The sequence below is a fragment of the Larkinella fluvii genome, from assembly GCF_051857545.1.
GTDB lineage: Bacteria > Bacteroidota > Bacteroidia > Cytophagales > Spirosomataceae > Larkinella.
The window spans coordinates 200181-217584 of sequence record NZ_JBPZHB010000011.1 but is presented as its reverse complement, the minus strand read 5'-3'; the positions used below and the strand labels follow the sequence as shown (position 1 = coordinate 217584).

The following is a 17404-nucleotide window of genomic DNA, read 5'->3' as shown; positions in this document are numbered from 1 at the left end:
ACCGGTTAATAAATACCGCATAAGTATATACGTTAATGTCATAATTATTCCAGTCATAGTGATACATTTACTTGTAAAATTTCAACAAAATAAACATCCACTGTATGAAAATGATCCATGTACTTCGGGGAGTTCTTTATGTATTGGTCGCGTTTCAGTTTACGGGCTGTGGCGACCATCTTTTTCCGAACGTTTCACCGGGTTCAGTTCCTGACCGTATGCGGATTAAAACCGTAACGCAGGAACTCGCTGATGTCGCTGGCCGGTCCAGTTTAGTGCAATACATCAGTACCTTCGGTTACGATTCGCAGGGACGTCTGAACACGATTACGACTACTCAAAATCCCAGTGATTCGGATGCACCGGTTGAAACGGGCGCTTTTACTTACAATGCCCAAAACCAGGTCATCCAGTTTCAACGCGAAATCAGCCCGGCGGGTGAATCGAAGATAACGGAGACCTATTCGTATACGTATGTCAACAGCCAGATGACCCGGCTTTATTACACCAACGATAAAGATGGACGGGACGATAACGTCTGGAACTTAACGTTTCAATACAACCCCGACAGCAAGGTGAAAAGTAGCCGTAAATCCTTTGAAACCGGTGGGGTTTCTTACCGGGAAGACAGTGAATACTTCTTCACGGGGAACAACCTGACGGCTGTAACAACGACGACAGAGATGTCGCCAGGCCCCGGCGGAGGTACGTTTACGACCAACTTTACGCACGATTCCAAAATAAATCCTTTCTATAACACCGCCGTCATTCCGGCCCCCTATGCCACGGCGGGGGTGTCAACGCCCTTCAACGGAATTCTGAATTTTTATACCTATTATGGCGGGGTTGACAATGTTCTCCACCTGAGCCGGAACAATGTGCTTTCGTCCGGATCCATCACATATGCGTATACCTACGTCGGGGATTTACCGGCAACCCGCATTACAACCGAGCCCTTTAAACCCCAGGAAACCTTAACCTATGTGTATGAAAGTTATTGAACCTTCATCCGGTGGCTGAGATGCTCTTGTCCGAACGGTTTGGTCTGGAACGACACTGGTACCGACCTCTTTCGAAAGAAAACCGTGACGCATCCGGATTGAAATCGTCTCAAAACAAAAACGGTGACTAAGTATATAGAACCCTGCTTGGTCACCGTTTTTAACAATACACTGCCTGAGTCGCATCACGGGTTTAAACAGCTTAGTTACAAAACCTTGAACCAACTCTGCCGGGCAGATCAGGAGATTTATCGACCTAATTTGCCTAAAAGTTTGACGAAAACTATTTTTTGTCCTATTTTTATCGACCAGACCGTTCTTGCCTTGATAATTACTTAACCAACATGTAACCCAAAACCTGCTCATGTCGAACCTGAAGACGACCCTTCACGGCCTCCGATTGGCTTGTACTGTATTGCTTTTAGTAAGCGTTGCCCCCCGCAGTTGGGGCGCTTTTTTTCAGGCCGACACCAACGGTGTCAGAGCCGACACGGCACAGGAAACCATTGAAGTGGTCGATGTGCCGGAAGTCTTGTCCATCCCGGAACCCGTTCTGCGCGACCGGCTTGCCAAACTGGAACAGACCATTCCCCTGAACTACAACAAAACCGTCCACGGTTTTATCGATTACTTCACTTTCCGCCGACCGAGTTACACCAAAAAGGTGATGGAGCGGATGCCGATGTTCTTCCCCCTGTATGAACGGTTGCTGGCCCAGCACGACATTCCCGACGAGTTGAAATACCTCTCGATCGTTGAATCATCGCTGGACCCCAAGGCGGTTTCGCGCGTCGGCGCAGGCGGTTTGTGGCAGTTTATGCCGTATACCGGTGCAGATTTTAAACTCTATCAGGACGAATACATTGATGAGCGAATGGACCCTGTCAAGTCGACCGATGCCGCCTGTCGCTATCTGAAAGATTTATACCGGGTATTTGGCGACTGGCACCTTGCGCTGGCGGCCTACAACAGCGGTCCGGGAACGGTGAAACGCGCCATGCGCCGGTCCGGGGGCGATTCGTTCTGGACGATTTATAATTTCCTGCCGAAAGAAACCCGCGCGTATGTCCCGCAATTCATTGCGCTGACCTACATGATGAACTTCGCCAATGACCACGGAATTTATGCCGAACAGCCCGAATATCCCATTCCCTGCGATACGATTCACGTCAACGGGTATCTGTCGATCGAGCGGTTTTGCCAATACAGCGGGGTGCCGCTGGCCGAAATTCAGAAAATGAATCCGTCGATCATGACGGGCGTGCTGTCGGATCAAACCCGCAGTTTTGTGCTTCGGGTTCCGAAAGCCCATTTCGATTATTTTGCGGCCAATCGACGGTCGATTCTGGATTCTGCCGGTCGGAACCCAACGATTTCGACCAATATGTTGCTGGCGTCGACGGAAAGCGTCGACTACCGTTCCGACTCCGCACGAAAACGGGACTATTTTCCTTTTACCGATGCCAATGAGGAGCAGGATCGGGAGTCGCAGCCCGTGGTAGCCGCCAACGCCATTGCCTCCGATGAGGAGGATGTTGAGGAGGTGGTCCGCCGAAAGCCAAAAAAAACCGTGTACGTCGTGAAGCGGGGCGAGGTGCTGTCGCGCATTGCGGAGAAGTACGACGTGGACGTGTATGACCTCAAAAAGTGGAACCACCTGCGTTCAACCCGCATTCAGAAGGGCCAGAAGCTGGTCATTTTCCGGGAACAGGCGCTGCCGGAAACGTCGTCCCGGGTGGCCAAAGCAACCAAAAGTCAGGGGAAGTCAGAAGTGGCCAAACGGACTAAGACCTACAAACCAAAGTACCACCGGGTTCAGGATGGCGACACGCTCTGGAATATTTCGAAGCGGTATAGCGACCTGAGCGTCGATGAACTTAAAAAACTGAATAAAATCAAGGGAAATTCACTCAAACCCGGTCAGCGTCTGATTGTAGGTTAGAAAAGAATGAAGAGTTAAGAATGAAGGGTTAAGAGTTAAAGAGAAGAATAAATAGAGGCATGTTTAACTCTTCATTCTTAACTCTTAACTCTTTCGTATCTTTGACTTTTTAAGACCGGCCTGGACTGGTTGAAAAAAGCTGTTTATGATTGCTTACATCAGCGGAAAAATTACCCACAAAGACCCGACCCTTGTGATTCTGGAAACCAACGGAGTCGGCTACGAAATCCATGTTTCCCTGTATACGTCTACGGTTTTGCCAAAGCTGGGTGAACCCTCGAAATTGTATACGTATCAACACATTCGCGAAGATGCCCAGACCCTGTACGGTTTTGGCGATCTCGACGAAAAAAACCTTTTTCTGGATTTGATCGGGGTGTCGGGCATCGGTCCGAACACCGCGCTCACCATGCTCTCGACCCTGACGCCGGTTGAACTCCGTCAGGCCATTTTGATGGAAAACGTTGGGGCGGTTCAGAAAATCAAAGGCATCGGTAGTAAAACCGCTCAACGGGTTATTCTGGAATTGCGTGACAAGATGAAAAAAGCGGGGATTATGGCCCAGGCCGGTACACCAAACTACCGGATGACCGTCAATCCCGTTCGGGATGAAGCCCTGGCGGCACTCGTTACGCTGGGTATTCCGAAGGCTGCGGCCGAAAAAAGCCTCGATACCATTCTGAAACGCGAAGGCGACGAACTCAACGTTGAACAGCTTATACGTTTGGCTCTCAAGTAATTATGGGTTGTGAGTTATGAATTATGAGTTGGCTAACGCAAGCGTCATAACTCATAACTCATAACTCATAATTCATAACTAAAATATTGGCAAGGTTTTCGCCGTTTGGTGATAGAGATGTATCTGAATAAACTAACTACCTATTCCACCGAATCAAATTATACGTGCCTCTCTTGGAATGTGTTGAGTCCCACCGATTGACCCGGTTGCGGTTGTTAAATGGCCGGATTGAGCCCTGGATGGTTGTGTTGTGTGCGTTACTGGTTGGGTCGGCCTGGATGCCGGTAACCGCCCAGACACCTGCGCGTCGCCGGACGGTTTCGCTGGCCGATTCTTTGGCCCGTGTCCGTCAGGATAGCATCCGGGCCACCCGCTCGGCAGAGCGCCGACCCATCATTCGCTGGCGCGACCGGTATGTAAGTCCTTTTTCCGTAACCATTCCCAAGTCTCCTTTTTTGCTGCGTGATCCACGGGCGGTTTCAACTGAGGTTCAGCTCAATGGGCCGGGGCAGATTTCCGTACTGGAACGCATCGGTAGCCAACCGGAAACAGCGCGTCCGACCTCCGGATCAGCCACTACCCCCGCTGCCACAACCGGAAACGCCGTCGTCGGAGCCATCCCGGTTGCGCCCGCGCCGACCCGGCCAGTGCCTGGGTTGCCCTATCGACCGGCCGAGACCATGTCGTATGAAGACTATAACCGCTTACAGAACCAGCGTGTTCAAAAAAGTTTGTGGCGCGAATACGCGGCCCGGAACGATGGACAGAGTGCGGTGAGTGGGCGGGGGCTGGTTCCAAAGCTGGAACTGCCTCCGGTCTTCGACCGACTCTTTGGCGGCTCATTGGTGGATTTTAAGCCAAACGGGTTTGTGATGCTTGATTTTGGCTATCTCTACCAGTTTATCGACAATCCGATTATTCCGGTTTTGCAGCGTCGAAATGGCAACTTTGTTTTCAATCAGCAGATTAACATCAGCTTTAATGGCAAGATCGGCGAGCGGCTGGGAATCACCGCCAACTACGACACCAAATCTAGTTTTAATTTTGAAAATGTCCTGAAACTGAATTACCGTCCGCCGGTTCCGAACTTGCCCAGTGCCAACGGGTTACCCGGTTTACCCAGTCCCGGCGGTTTGCCGAACGGTTTGCCCACGCTGGGGAGCATGACGCCTTCGGCCATTCCCCAGTTTCAGCCCCAGGACCCCAGCATCATTCAGGGGCTGGAAGCCGGTAACATCAGTTGGCCGCTCAGCAGCCAGTTGATTCCGGGGGTGCAAAACCTGTTCGGGGTGAAAACCCAGCTTCGTTTTGGAAAACTATACGCCACCGTGGTGGCATCGCAGCAGCGATCAAAGCAGGAAGAAATTACGATCAAAGGCGGATCGATGCAGAAAAATTACGAGATCCGGGTCGATACCTACGACGAAAACCGCCATTTCTTCCTGTCGCAATTTTTCCGGAACAACTATGAACGGTCGCTGAAAAGCCTTCCCCAGATTATATCTGGTGTAACCATTACGCGTTTAGAGGTATACGTAACCAACCGGACCAACACCACCACTACCCTCCGGAACGTCGTCGGTTTTGCGGATCTGGGCGAACCAAGACCGTTCAACACCGCCAACCCGAACCTCCAGCCCATCAATCCGGACGCCAGCAGCGCAGCCGACAACACCGCCGGCAACGGCTTGTTTGCCCGATTGAGAGCGAACAACGGCATCCGTCAGGTGGATCAGGTGAACTTTTTACTGGATGGTACCTTTGGTTTTGCCAAGGGCGTCGACTATGAACTGCTGCGGGGGGCCAAACGACTGACCGAAACCGAGTACAAGTTTCAGCCGGAACTGGGGTATATTTCGCTGGTGACGCCCCTGCGCAACGACGAAGTGCTGGCGGTTTCTTACGAATACACCTACCGCGGCCGGAAATACCAGGTGGGGGAATTGACCGAAGATTACCAGAATCGTCAGGATAATGAAGTGCTGATTCTGAAGCTGTTGAAGTCGTCGACGATCCGCAACAACACCCAGTTGCCGATGTGGAACCTGATGATGAAAAACATTTATTCGCTCAACACCTCGCAGATCAACAAGCAGAATTTCCAGTTGCGGATTATTTACAAAGATGACCTGACCGGGATCGATAACCCCAATTTGCAGGAAGGGCCGGGAACCATCAAGGACATCCCGCTGGTGCAGGTCTTCAACATGGACCAGGTGAACGCCCAGCTTGATCCGCAGCGGGACGGTAATTTTGATTTCGTCGAAGGCGTCACGGTCGACAGCCGGTATGGCCGGGTGATTTTTCCGGTGCTGGAACCCTTTGGGTCGTATCTGGCCAACAAATTCGGAACCGACGACGCCCTCAAAGCCAAATATGTTTACAACGAACTATACCGAACCACGCTGGTTGATGCGCAGCAGGTAGCGGGTAAAAACAAATTTTTCCTGAAAGGGAGTTACCAGTCGTCGACGGGCGGGGAAGTGACCTTGCCCTATGGCGTCGATGAGAAATCGGTGCAGGTGACGGCGGGTGGCGTGCCCTTGTCGCCCGGTTCGGATTTTGTGGTGGAGTCGCAGATTGGCCGGGTGCGGTTTCTGAACGAAAGCCTGATGAACTCCGGGCAGGAAATCAAGGTGCGGTATGAGCGCCCCGACCTGTTTCAGAACCAGATTCGGCGACTGATCGGAACGCGGCTGGATTACAAACTGAGCCCCGAAGTGAACATCGGGATGACCGCCATGAACATGCGGGAAACCCCCGCCGGTTTTCTGACGCGCGTGGCCATCGGAAACGAGCCGGTGAACAACACCATTCTGGGGTTCGACGCCATGATTCGGAAAGACTCCCGGTTTTTGACCCGGATGCTGGATGGACTGCCGCTGATTCAGACCAAGGAACTGTCGAACATTGCTTTCCAGGGCGAAGTGGCCCAGTTGTTTCCGGGCGTGGCTCCGCGCGTGAACAACAACGCGTTCATCGACGATTTTGAAGCCGCCCGGACGCTCTATGACCTCACCCGCCAACCCACGCGCTGGCGACTGGGATCGACGCCAACGACGCCGGAGCGGGCTTTTCCGCAGGGCACGTTTGCCGAACCCCTGGCGTATGCCTACAACCGCGCCCGGATTTCGGTCTATACCGTCGACAACACCTTCAGCACCGCCAACACGGTGGGAGGGGGACGGGCGCCCCAGAGTAACCTGACCGAGAACGACTTAAGGAATGTGTACGAACAGTTTTTCCTTTCCAACGAACTGTTTCCGGGGCGCTCGGTCCGTCTGGTCAACCTGCCGGAGAACATTCTGGACGTGGCCTATTTCCCCCGGGAACGCGGGATGTACAACTTTAACCCGAACCTGGCCGCCGACGGTCGACTGGCTGGTGACCCGAAAAAGAATTTTGGCTCGGTGATGCGGGCCATCACATCCGATGCCGACTTTGACAACGCCAACATCGAAAACATCGATTTCTGGCTGATGGACCCCTTTGTGGGCGCTACAGATTCGACCTTCGCCACGGTTCACGACGGTTTTGAGAACAAGGCCAACCGCACCGGTGGCAAGCTGGTCTTCAACCTGGGTGATATGTCGGAAGACGTGATCAAGGACGGGCGGTATAATTTTGAAAACGGGCTGGCGGTTCCGAACGGACTCTCGCCTGATTCGACGGACTGGGGGCGGGTGACGCGCTCGCAGTTTGTGACCCAGGCTTTCGATAACGTCACGCGCTCGCAGCAGGACATCGGTCTCGACGGGTTGAGCAACCAGGACGAGAACAAGTACTTCAAAAGTTACATCGATCAGGTTTCGCCCCGACTGAGTGCCGCTGCCCGCGAACGGCTGTTGAGCGATCCCGCCAACGATGACTTTATTTTTTATTACGGCCAGCGCGCCGATTCGGTCCGGCATATTGTCAGTCGGTACAAACAGTATATGGGCATGGAGAACAACTCGCCCGAATCGCAGGATCGCAACCAGTTGGTGACGCCCGCATCGACCACCCTGCCCGACATCGAGGACTTGAATTCCGACAACACCATCAACGACAATGAAGCCTATTACGAATACGAAATCGACCTGAAACCGGGACAGCTTGCAGTGGGCCGGGGCTACATTGTCGATAAAGTGGAAGTGCAGACCAAGGCAGGCCGGCCGGTGACCTGGTATCTGTTCCGGATACCGGTACGGGATAATCCCAAAAAAGTCGGGAACATCAACGGGTTTAAATCGGTGCGGTTTGCGCGGATGTACCTGACGGAATTTGAAGAACCGGTGGTGTTGCGGTTTGCGCAGTTGCAGATGACGTCCAACCAATACCGGAAGTATACGGGCGACCTGTCGGCGCGGGGCTTGCAGGAGGTGCCGGAGCCCTACGATGCGCAGTTTAAAGTGGCTGCGGTCAATGTGGAAGAGAACAGCGCCCCCGGACAAAACAAGTACATTTACCGCGTCCCCCCCGGTTTTCAGCGCGACCGCGATTTTACGCAGATCAACCAGGTGGAACTCAACGAGCAGTCGATGAGCCTGAGCGTGACCAACCTGCGGGATGGTGACTCGCGGGCGGCTTTCAAAAATACGAACCTCGATTTGTTGTTCCGGGAGCGGCTGAAGATGTTTATTCACATGCACAATGAAGAGAACGAAAATGGCCAGGTATCGGCCTTCGTTCGGCTCGGAACCGATTTTACGGATAACTACTACGAAATCGAGATTCCCAATCTCGTTTCAACCCCCGACGGTAGCCAACCCGACGATGTGGTGTGGCCTACTGCCAACGACCTCGATCTTTCCATCGATGAACTGATCAACCTCAAGGCGGAGAAAAACCGCCAGTTTACGCGAACATCGGCCCAGCCGTTTACAATGAATAGTGCCGACGGGCGGTATAAACTGACGGTGGTCGGTAACCCGGATTTGAGCGCGGTGCAGATCATCATGATTGGCGTCCGCAATCCGAAGTCGGCTGACGAGCAGGCCAAGAGTTTTACCATTTGGGTGAATGAACTACGCGCCAACGGCTTCGACCAGACGGCCGGCCGGGCCGCCGTTGGGGTGCTCAATGCCAAGCTCGCGGATGTGGCCACCGTTACGGCCTCGGGGAAAATAACGACGTTTGGCTTCGGTGGTGTCCAGCAGCGGATTTCGGAACGGTCGCGGGAAACCTCCACTGAATACGGGGTTCAGTCGCAGATTGCGGTCGATAAACTGTTGCCCGAAAAATGGGGCTTGCGGATTCCGCTCTACGTCAATTACGACCAGCGGCTGATTCAGCCGCATTTCGATCCGCTCGACCCCGATACGCCACTGGAAACCACATTATCGACGCTGAATGAAAATGACCGGGACCGATACCGCAGGCTGGTCGAAGACCGTTCCATCCGGCGCGGGATCAACCTGTCGAACTTTCGGAAGGTGAAAACCAATCCGAATGCCAAAAGCCATTTCTATGATGTTGAAAACCTGTCGTTTACGTATGCGTTCAACGAAGCAACCCGGACGAATATTCTGACCGAACAATTCATTCAAAAACAAACGCGCGGAGGCATTGCCTACGTCTATAGTGCCCAGCCAAAACCGTTCGAACCGTTTAAACGGTTTCAGTCGCTGGAACGGCCCTATCTGCGCTGGCTGCGTGATTTTAACCTGACGTTGCTGCCGACGCAGGTGGCCGTGCGGGGTGAGGTGGACCGGAGTTTTATCAAAACCCAACTCCGCAATTCCGAACTTACGACCGAGGGCATGGTACCGCAGTTTGAGAAGTATTTCTGGTTCAACCGGTACTACGATTTGCAGTGGAACCTGACCAAAAACTTGATTTTAACTTACAACGCCCGTTCCAACGCCATCATCGACGAACCCGCCGGGGATCTGAACACGCAGGCCAAAGTCGACTCGGTCTGGGCCAACGCCCGGCGGTTTGGCCGGACGAAAAATTATGAGCAGAACATCCGGGCTACGTACCGCATGCCACTGGATAAGCTGCCATTGCTCGACTGGATTGCCGCCGACCTGACCTACAACGTAGGGTATCAGTTTCAGGCCAACTCGTTTGGCATTACCGATACGCTGAATGTGCCGTTTGGCAATACCATCCGCAACAACCGGGAGTGGGGCATTCAGGGACGGGTGGATTTTATCCGCTTGTATAACAAAATCAAGTCGCTGCGGTTTGCCAACACGCCCTCGGCTCCCCGCAAAAACTTCACCCGAAACCCCGGTGATATCGAGGACATTCAGCGCACGGAAAGCCGGGTGCTGAAGAGTTTTGTGCGAACATTGCTAACCATTCGGGGGATCAATTTCAACTACACGGTGCAGGAATCGACGCTGCTGCCGGGCTTTCTGCCGACACCCCGGTTCTTCGGTCTTTCACGCGAAAATGCCCCCGGATTGCCGTTCGTGCTGGGAAGTCAGGATCGGAATATCCACCGGAAATCCGCCGAACGGGGCTGGTTATCCAAAAGTACGGTGTTGAATCAGCCGTTTACGCAGACGCTCGGCAAGAAGTTCGACGCCCGCACAACGCTGGAACCCTTTAAGGATTTCCGCATTACGGTCGAAGCCCGGCTGACCCGCCAGGATAGTTACCAGGAAGTATACCGGGTCGATACCACCGGCGGTTCCTTTACGAGCCTGAGTCCGTACCGCAACGGGCAGTTCAGCATGTCGTTTTTGTCGTTCAAAACGGCGTTTACCAAGCTCAACAGCGACAATTCATCGCCGATCTTCGACCGGTTTGCCGAATACCGCAAGATCATTCTGAACCGTCTGATGCTGAACCGGCCCGTGGGAAGTGTGGGCGAATACAACCTGACATCGCAGGATGTGCTGATTCCGGCCTTCTTCGCGGCTTACAGTGGTAAGGACCCCAATACGGTGAAAATCAATCCGTTCCTGCGGTTTCCGCTGCCCAACTGGCGGGTCGATTACAACGGTTTGTCGCAACTGAAACCGTTTCGCAAACTGTTCAGTGCCTTCACCTTAACGCACAGTTACAACTCGACCTACAGCGTCGGCAACTTTACCTCGTCGCTCGACTACGAAGCGGCTTATGTGAATCTGGCCGTGATGAACTACCCGCTGGCAACGCTGTTCAACGAGCAAAACCAGTTCGTTCCGATTTTTGTGATGAGTACCATCACCATGACCGAACGGTTTTCGCCCTTGCTGGGTGTGACCTTCCGGACGCAGAGCAAAATCAGCGGAGGGCTGGAATACAACCAGGATCGGAGCGTTGCCCTAAACTTGTCCAATGCGCAGGTCGCCGAACTCAGCAACAAGGACATCACGTTCCGGTTTGGATTCACGAAGACGAATTTCCGGATTCCCTTTAAAATCAACGGGGCCTACCAGCGGCTGAAAAATGATCTGACCTTCAACTGCAACCTGACGTTTCGCGATACGCGAACCGTTCAACGGAAATTTGACGATACCGCCCAAAACGAAAATGGCGTTGGCGAGCAAATTATTACCGCCGGAAACGTCAACTTCCAGTTGCGGCCACAGGTGAGCTACGTCGTCAATCGCCGGTTGAACGTTCAGGTTTATTTCGATCGAACGTTCAATGATCCGCTGGTTTCCAACTCGTTCCGCCGGGCCACTACGGCGGGTGGTGTTCAGATTCGCTTCAATCTGGCGGAATAAAATAAACGGGTTATTTCCGGCCAACCGGCTTTCCGGCTGGAACCCCTCAATCATTCTGGCGGTTTTTCCAGTTATAAGAGGTGAATGCAAAAGCGAACGATGGGAATCCACCTGAAAAGTAGTTTACTGGTATTGTTTTTTGGTTTAACGGTTTCATCCGCCTGGGCGCAGGGTTCGCTCGTTCGGTATGTAAAACGGGTCCTGAACGATACGTCTTCGGCCGCTACGTCAAAATTGCTGATTTTCCCCACCGCCGGTTTTGCACCTGAAACGAGTGTGGAGATTGGGATTCGCACGTTTTCATTGTTCTATGCCAAAAAAGACACTGTCGTCAACCGGCTTAGCGAGATCGTTCTGTATACCTTCGTTACGTTCCGGGGACAGTTCGGTGCTTTGCTCGAAAATGCGGCATATACCAACAAAAACCGGTTTTTTTTTCTGGGACGGGCGCGCTATCAACAGTTTCCGCTCCTCTATTATGGCATTGGGCCGTCCACATCATCGGGCAATCCGGTGCTGGTCAATTCCAATTATGTCCAGATTCGCCAGCGTATTCTTCGGCAGGTCAAAAACAACTGGTACGCCGGTGTCGAAGCCGATTTTCAGAACATCGGAAGCGTTTCGTTCGAAACCGAAAACAAACCCAACTTTGACTTGCCGCTGGGTTATGAAGGCTCCACCACGATGGGGCTGGGCGCGGCCGTGGTGTATGACGATCGGAAAAATGTCCTGAATGTTCGAAAAGGAGGATTTCTGGAAACGGGTATTTTGTGGTACCGACCCGGTTTCGGCAGTGATTTCAAATACCGGAGTGTGGTGCTCGACAGCCGTCTGTTTCGGCCACTGGGACGCCCCAACCGGGTACTGGCCCTGCAACTGGCCGGTACGTTCATGACTGGCGACATCCCCTTCAACAACCTGGGGTTGATCGGGGGCGAATCGCTCATGCGCGGCTATTACCTCGGTCGTTACCGCGACAAGAATGTGCTGGCGGGGCAGGCCGAGGTACGATGGCTTCCGTTCGGCTTCAGCAAACGCTGGGGCGCAACGGTATTTGCCGGTTTAGGCACGGTTTCGCCCACCGTTCGGTCGTTTCAGGTCGATCAGGTCCGGTGGGCTGCGGGCGGGGGCGTCCGGTTTTTGTTCTTCCAGAAAAAAGACGTTTTCCTGCGGGCCGACCTGGGCGTCACCCGCGAAGGCACCGGTTTCTACATCTCGCTGGGGGAAGCGTTTTAGTCAGACCAGATTTCTTCCGATCCAGTAAATGAGCACAATTCCCAGCACCACCAGGCTGGCGGTTTTGCCGTAAAACCGCCGGTGAAAACCGGCCTGGCTTTTCCGCAAAGGCGTGTATTCCAGCACCAGTCCCGTCAGAACGTAGGGGAGTGATGCGACCAGCAGCGGATTGTGGTGATAAGCCTGCCGAAGGTTGCCGTGCATCAACTGGTGGAGACAGCGTTGCGAACCGCATCCCGGACAGTCTAGACCCGTCAGAAACCGGAAGGGGCAGGGCGGAAAAAACGACACCCGCGCCGGATCGAACCAGAAGTAAAGCCCCGCCATGCCAATTAGCAAAAACAGGAGAGCAACCGGTCCGGATCGGTTAAAAAAACGAGTTAGAGACCCCACTGAGAATACCGATGAAGATGGCGGCCAGGTACAGGACCCAAAAACCTATGGACACAAAGAAGCTCACTTTGGTCCACTTGGCGGCTTCGTCGGACGCGCGTTGTGCGCCGGCAAAATCACCGTTGCTGTAGCGGGTTTCTACATTGGAAGCATTGACGATGCCGGCGATGCCGAAGGGCAGACAACAGAAGAGCGTGACCAGAATGGACTCCACCAGCCAGGTTTTGGGTCGGTTGCCCAGGCCTGCCGACAGCGGTTGGTTCGGCGTGTACGACTCCTGAAAAGGCTGGTAGGCCGGTGGGTTTGGCGTCGGGGGCTGAACCGGGTAAACTGGTGGTGCCTGTGGGCGGGAAAGCCATTCGTTGATTTCGGGAACGGTTTGGGCCGCAACCCAGTCGGGCAAGCCCTGCGTCCAGACTTTAGTGTCCGGTTTGAGGGGCTTCGACCGCAGTTCTTCCAGGGTAAACGGGCCGAGCTGCTGGTTGCCCTCCAGATAGTAATATTGCTTCATGTAGAAAAAGGAAGGAATGGTTGGGGATTGATCCTCAAAAAACTAGCCGTTTGAAAGATAGAAAAAGATGTCCATTGATGCGTATTCAGGCCCTCCTTTTTTTACGAAAGGCAATCGGCCAGCGTGCGTACGTACCGATCGACATACAATTCAATATCCCGGCTGCGGTATTGCAGAATATAGCGTGGGTGATCGAGGGTTACGATTCGGTCGAAAAACCGGTGTTCTTGATTGAGTTTTTGAAAGAACGCTTCATTTTTTCGCCCTAGGCAAACCGCCACCCGCCGGTTTTTCTCCAGACCGGATTGGTCGAATAAAAGTTGCGTCCGGACGGTATCGGCAATGGCGGGCCAGAGGGTGGCAGTCGTCGCTTTATCGTCGTAAAAATTGTAGTTCTTTCCTTCTTTCACCAAGGCCAGTGGGTAAAGCGACGTCAGGAAAAACTGCCCGTAAAATGCTTTCGCACCGCCGAAGGCTTCGACAATCTGGTAAATAAACCGGCTCGAAAGCTCCGGTGAAGGCGGCAGATCGTTATCGATTCCGCAGTATTTTTGGAGGTTTTGGGGTGTGGTAAACGAGATGCCCGTTACACCCGCGCCAAAGCGACCGGGATTGATGCCCAGGATGTATACCCGGGGCGCATTGTCTGAAAAATAAGTGGTAAAGAACTGCTTGACAATGGCTTGTACTTCCGGTTGCCGGTACGGATTGAGCGCACCAACTCCGGATGGGAGATTCGTCGGCTCTTTCAAACCCAGATAGTAGGCAATCGCGCGGTCGGCAAAGGTTTCCATCTTACTGATACTGGTTGTAGCAAATGGCCGCGATTTCGCCAATGATTTTTTCGGCTTCCGGAGTGGTGGTGCCCTGCACAAAAACCGAGAGCAGAAAGGGCTTGGTGACGTAAAAAATACCGGCATCCCCCCGGACGTACGTAAGCTCCCCGGTTTTGTGGGCAATAACAGCCGACGGGGGCAGAAACAGCCGGAACGTGGTCTGGTCCGCGTTACGCTTCAAGATGTCGATCATCTGGGCGCAGAGGGCCGGTGTCGCCACTTCGTTGCGATAAATTTTCTTCAGTAACAGGTTCATTTCCCGGGCGGTTACCCGGTTTTCCCGGCCCTGTTTGGCGGCCAGGGTGTCCATCATCATCCGGTTCAGGCGGCTCTTCGTGAGGCCCAGGGTTTGCATTCGGCGGTTGATGTTGTCCATGCCTAGTTCCCGGATCAGAATGTTGGTGGCGGTATTGTCGCTGCGGGTCATCATCAGGGTCAGGACCTCCAGGTTGGTGATCTTGCTTTCGTCGGGATAGGTTTGCAAAACCCCTGAACCGCCGGTTTTCTCCGATGCCAGCAGCACATGGACTTTGTCGAGATCGAATTTCCCGGCTTTTACCTGTTCCATCGTTTCGATCAGAATCGGAATCTTGATGACGCTCGCCGATGGAACCAGTTCGTCGGAAAGATGAAAAAACCGGGTGCTGTCGGTCAGGGATTCGAAGGCTACATTCACCTGGGTCTGAGCCGGTAATTTTTGGAGATAACCGGTTAATTTATCGGGCAGAATCTGGGCCGTTGCCAAAATGGGAGCCAAAAAGAGGGAAAGAACGAGAAGGAGAGCAAAGCGAAAAACGAGGGTCATTACCGGGATGGAACGTTTAAGTCAGGTTGGTTGGGAAGTACAGTTTTCAGTTGGGTCACCAGCACTTCATTGATGCGGACGTAACTTTCGTGGGTCCAACCCGCCACGTGGGGCGTTAGCAAAACCCGGTCTGATTGGCGGAGATAATCGAACGCTGCCTGCTGATCGGGCGTCAGTTTGGCAAGTTTTTCATTTTCCAGCACATCCAGACACGCCCCCCGGACTTTTCCACTTTCCAGCCCCCGCACCAGGGCGGGCAGGGACACGATTTCGCCCCGGGCAATATTGATCAGAAAAAACGGCTTTTCGACGCGTTCGATAAACGCATCGCCGATCATCATCCGGGTTTCGTCGGTCAGCGGAACGTGCAGGCTCAGCACGTCAGCTTCTTCCAGGATTTGTTCCATTTCGGCTTCCTGGGCGTAGGCTCCGGCATACTGCGTCAGGTATTTGTCGTAACACAACACCCGGCATCCAAAACCGCTGAGCCGACGCGCCGTGGCCCGGCCGTTGTTGCCAAACCCGACGATGCCGACGGTCAGGCTGCCGAGTTCATAACCCCGGTTTCCTTCCCGATCCCAAACGCCCTGCCGCACTTCCCGGTCGCTTTTGGCAATGTTGGCCAGCAAGCCCAGCAACATGCCCACGGTATGTTCGGCCACCGCATCGCGGTTGCCTTCCCCCGCGTGAAAAACGCGAATGTTTCGCTGGTGGGCCAGCTCAAGATCGATCAGATCGAGTCCGGCACCGGCGCGGCCAATAAAAAGAAGTCGCCGGGCCGCTGCCAGCACTTCGGCATCGACCGGTGTTTTGCTCCGGATCAGCAACCCTTCGTAATCGGCGATCTGCTCAATCAGCTCACTTCGTGAGATTTTGGGTTCATACCGAAAGGCAAACCCCGCCTGTTCGAGCATGGGAAACAGAGAGGGGTGCATTTCGTCGGCAATCAGGATTATGGGTTGAATCTGGGACATCCGTATGGTTTTTGTAACTTGCAAAAAAATGAACCATGAACAATGACGAATGAACACGATCTGAGAACGCTTACTAAGGGCTTCGGGAAGAAAAACTGCTGTTCTGCAGGCGTTGTTCATCGTTCAATCGAACACAAGGGCGAAACTAATAACTTAAATGGAACCGCGCCAATCGGAGAAAAATAACGAACGCCAACCGGAACCCCAAACCCGTCGGCCAGTCATCGGAATCACCCTCGGGGATTACAACGGGATTGGGCCGGAAGTCATCCTGAAAGCCCTGCAACACAACCGCTTGCAGAAAATCTGCACCCCGGTTATCTATGGTTCGATGCGTGTTCTGAACCGCTATCGGAATATGTTGCAGCAAAGTGGCCTGTCGTTGAAAGACTGGAACCTGAACGGGATTCAGCAGGTTGGGCAGGCCAATCCGAAGTTTACCAACGTCATCACCTGCTGGAACGACCAGGGCGGAAATCCGGGCGGGGATCGGCAGGGGCAGGAAGTTCAGCCGGGCAAAGTGACACCCGAAGCCGGACAGGCTGCGCTGGCGTGTTTGCAACGGGCCACGGAAGACCTCAAGGCGGGTCATCTGGATGCCATTGTGACGGCTCCGATTAATAAAAATAACATCCAGACCGAAACCTTCCAATTTCCGGGTCATACCGAATATTTTGCCGAAGCCTTCGGGGTCAAAGAAAACCTGATGTTTCTGGTGAGTGACGTGTTGCGGGTTGGTGTCGTGACGGGCCATATTCCGCTGGGTCGCATCCGGTCGAACATCACGAAAGAGAAAGTGTTGCAGAAACTGCATTTGATGTACCAATCCTTACGGGGCGATTTTGGCATCCGAAAACCGCGCATTGCGGTGCTGGGGCTCAACCCACACGCGGGCGAAGAGGGATTGCTGGGTAACGAGGAGCAGGAAATTCTGAAACCGCTGATTCAGGAATTGCGCAACAAGGGGCAGTTGATCTACGGGCCGTTTGCGTCGGACGGTTTTTTCGGAACCCGGGCGTATCGCAAGTACGATGCCGTGCTGGCGATGTACCACGACCAGGGGTTGATTCCCTTCAAAACCATTGCGTTCGACGAGGGCGTCAATTTTACGGCCGGGATGCCGGTGGTTCGCACCTCGCCCGACCACGGAACGGCGTATGACATTGCCGGGAAAAACCTGGCCGACGAAACTTCGATGATTCAGGCGATTTATGTGGCCTGCGATGTGTCGAAATACCGCAAAGAAATGGCGGAAATTGAACGGAATGCCTTGAATAAGAAAACGCCAAGTGGTAAAATAAGTGAGCAGTCTGCTTAAAAA

General features: G+C 53.4%; 11 protein-coding genes. 6 read left to right on the top strand and 5 right to left on the bottom strand.

Annotation, left to right across the window (positions count from 1 at the left end; genetic code table 11):
- Positions 1-110 precede the first annotated feature (110 nt).
- The 5 genes from ACS5NO_RS27750 (at position 111) to ACS5NO_RS27730 (ending at position 12564) form a co-directional block, all read left to right on the top strand.
- A complete protein-coding gene (locus ACS5NO_RS27750; RefSeq protein WP_439418146.1) occupies positions 111-1001 on the top strand; it encodes a hypothetical protein in 891 nt (296 codons plus the stop codon).
- A gap of 364 nt (positions 1002-1365) precedes the next feature.
- Positions 1366-2943 (top strand): lytic transglycosylase domain-containing protein, encoded by a 1578-nt coding sequence (locus tag ACS5NO_RS27745; RefSeq protein ID WP_439418145.1) that lies wholly within the window; start codon positions 1366-1368, stop codon positions 2941-2943.
- Positions 2944-3088: 145 nt separating this feature from the next.
- Positions 3089-3682, top strand: a complete 594-nt coding sequence (gene ruvA, locus ACS5NO_RS27740) for a Holliday junction branch migration protein RuvA (RefSeq protein WP_439418144.1) — start codon at positions 3089-3091, stop codon at positions 3680-3682.
- Between the two features lie 278 nt (positions 3683-3960).
- The gene (gene sov, locus ACS5NO_RS27735) at positions 3961-11328 is read left to right on the top strand and encodes a T9SS outer membrane translocon Sov/SprA (protein WP_439418171.1); all 7368 of its coding nucleotides are present in this window, start codon (positions 3961-3963) and stop codon (positions 11326-11328) included.
- Between the two features lie 84 nt (positions 11329-11412).
- Positions 11413-12564, top strand: coding sequence for a BamA/TamA family outer membrane protein (locus tag ACS5NO_RS27730; RefSeq protein ID WP_439418143.1), 1152 nt, complete (start codon positions 11413-11415; stop codon positions 12562-12564).
- Here ACS5NO_RS27730 and ACS5NO_RS27725 read toward each other — a convergent pair whose 3' ends face one another.
- The 5 genes from ACS5NO_RS27725 to ACS5NO_RS27705 all read right to left on the bottom strand — a co-directional run bounded on the left by ACS5NO_RS27725 (position 12565) and on the right by ACS5NO_RS27705 (position 16083).
- Positions 12565-12891, bottom strand: coding sequence for a DUF2752 domain-containing protein (locus tag ACS5NO_RS27725; protein ID WP_439418142.1), 327 nt, complete (start codon positions 12889-12891; stop codon positions 12565-12567). It abuts the gene before it with no gap.
- Between the two features lie 40 nt (positions 12892-12931).
- Positions 12932-13468 (bottom strand): CD225/dispanin family protein, encoded by a 537-nt coding sequence (locus ACS5NO_RS27720; protein ID WP_439418141.1) that lies wholly within the window; start codon positions 13466-13468, stop codon positions 12932-12934.
- A 101-nt stretch (positions 13469-13569) separates the two neighbouring features.
- Positions 13570-14262, bottom strand: coding sequence for a uracil-DNA glycosylase family protein (locus ACS5NO_RS27715; protein ID WP_439418140.1), 693 nt, complete (start codon positions 14260-14262; stop codon positions 13570-13572).
- 1 nt (position 14263) lies between these two features.
- Positions 14264-15109, bottom strand: a complete 846-nt coding sequence (locus ACS5NO_RS27710; RefSeq protein WP_439418139.1) for a serine hydrolase — start codon at positions 15107-15109, stop codon at positions 14264-14266.
- On the bottom strand, positions 15109-16083 hold the full coding sequence (locus ACS5NO_RS27705) for an NAD(P)-dependent oxidoreductase (protein WP_439418138.1): 975 nt from the start codon (positions 16081-16083) through the stop codon (positions 15109-15111). Before ACS5NO_RS27705 ends, ACS5NO_RS27710 begins: the two co-directional genes overlap by 1 nt.
- A gap of 157 nt (positions 16084-16240) precedes the next feature.
- On the opposite strand from ACS5NO_RS27705, the gene pdxA reads away from it, so the two are divergent.
- On the top strand, positions 16241-17401 hold the full coding sequence (gene pdxA, locus ACS5NO_RS27700; protein ID WP_439418137.1) for a 4-hydroxythreonine-4-phosphate dehydrogenase PdxA: 1161 nt from the start codon (positions 16241-16243) through the stop codon (positions 17399-17401).
- Positions 17402-17404: the final 3 nt, after the last annotated feature.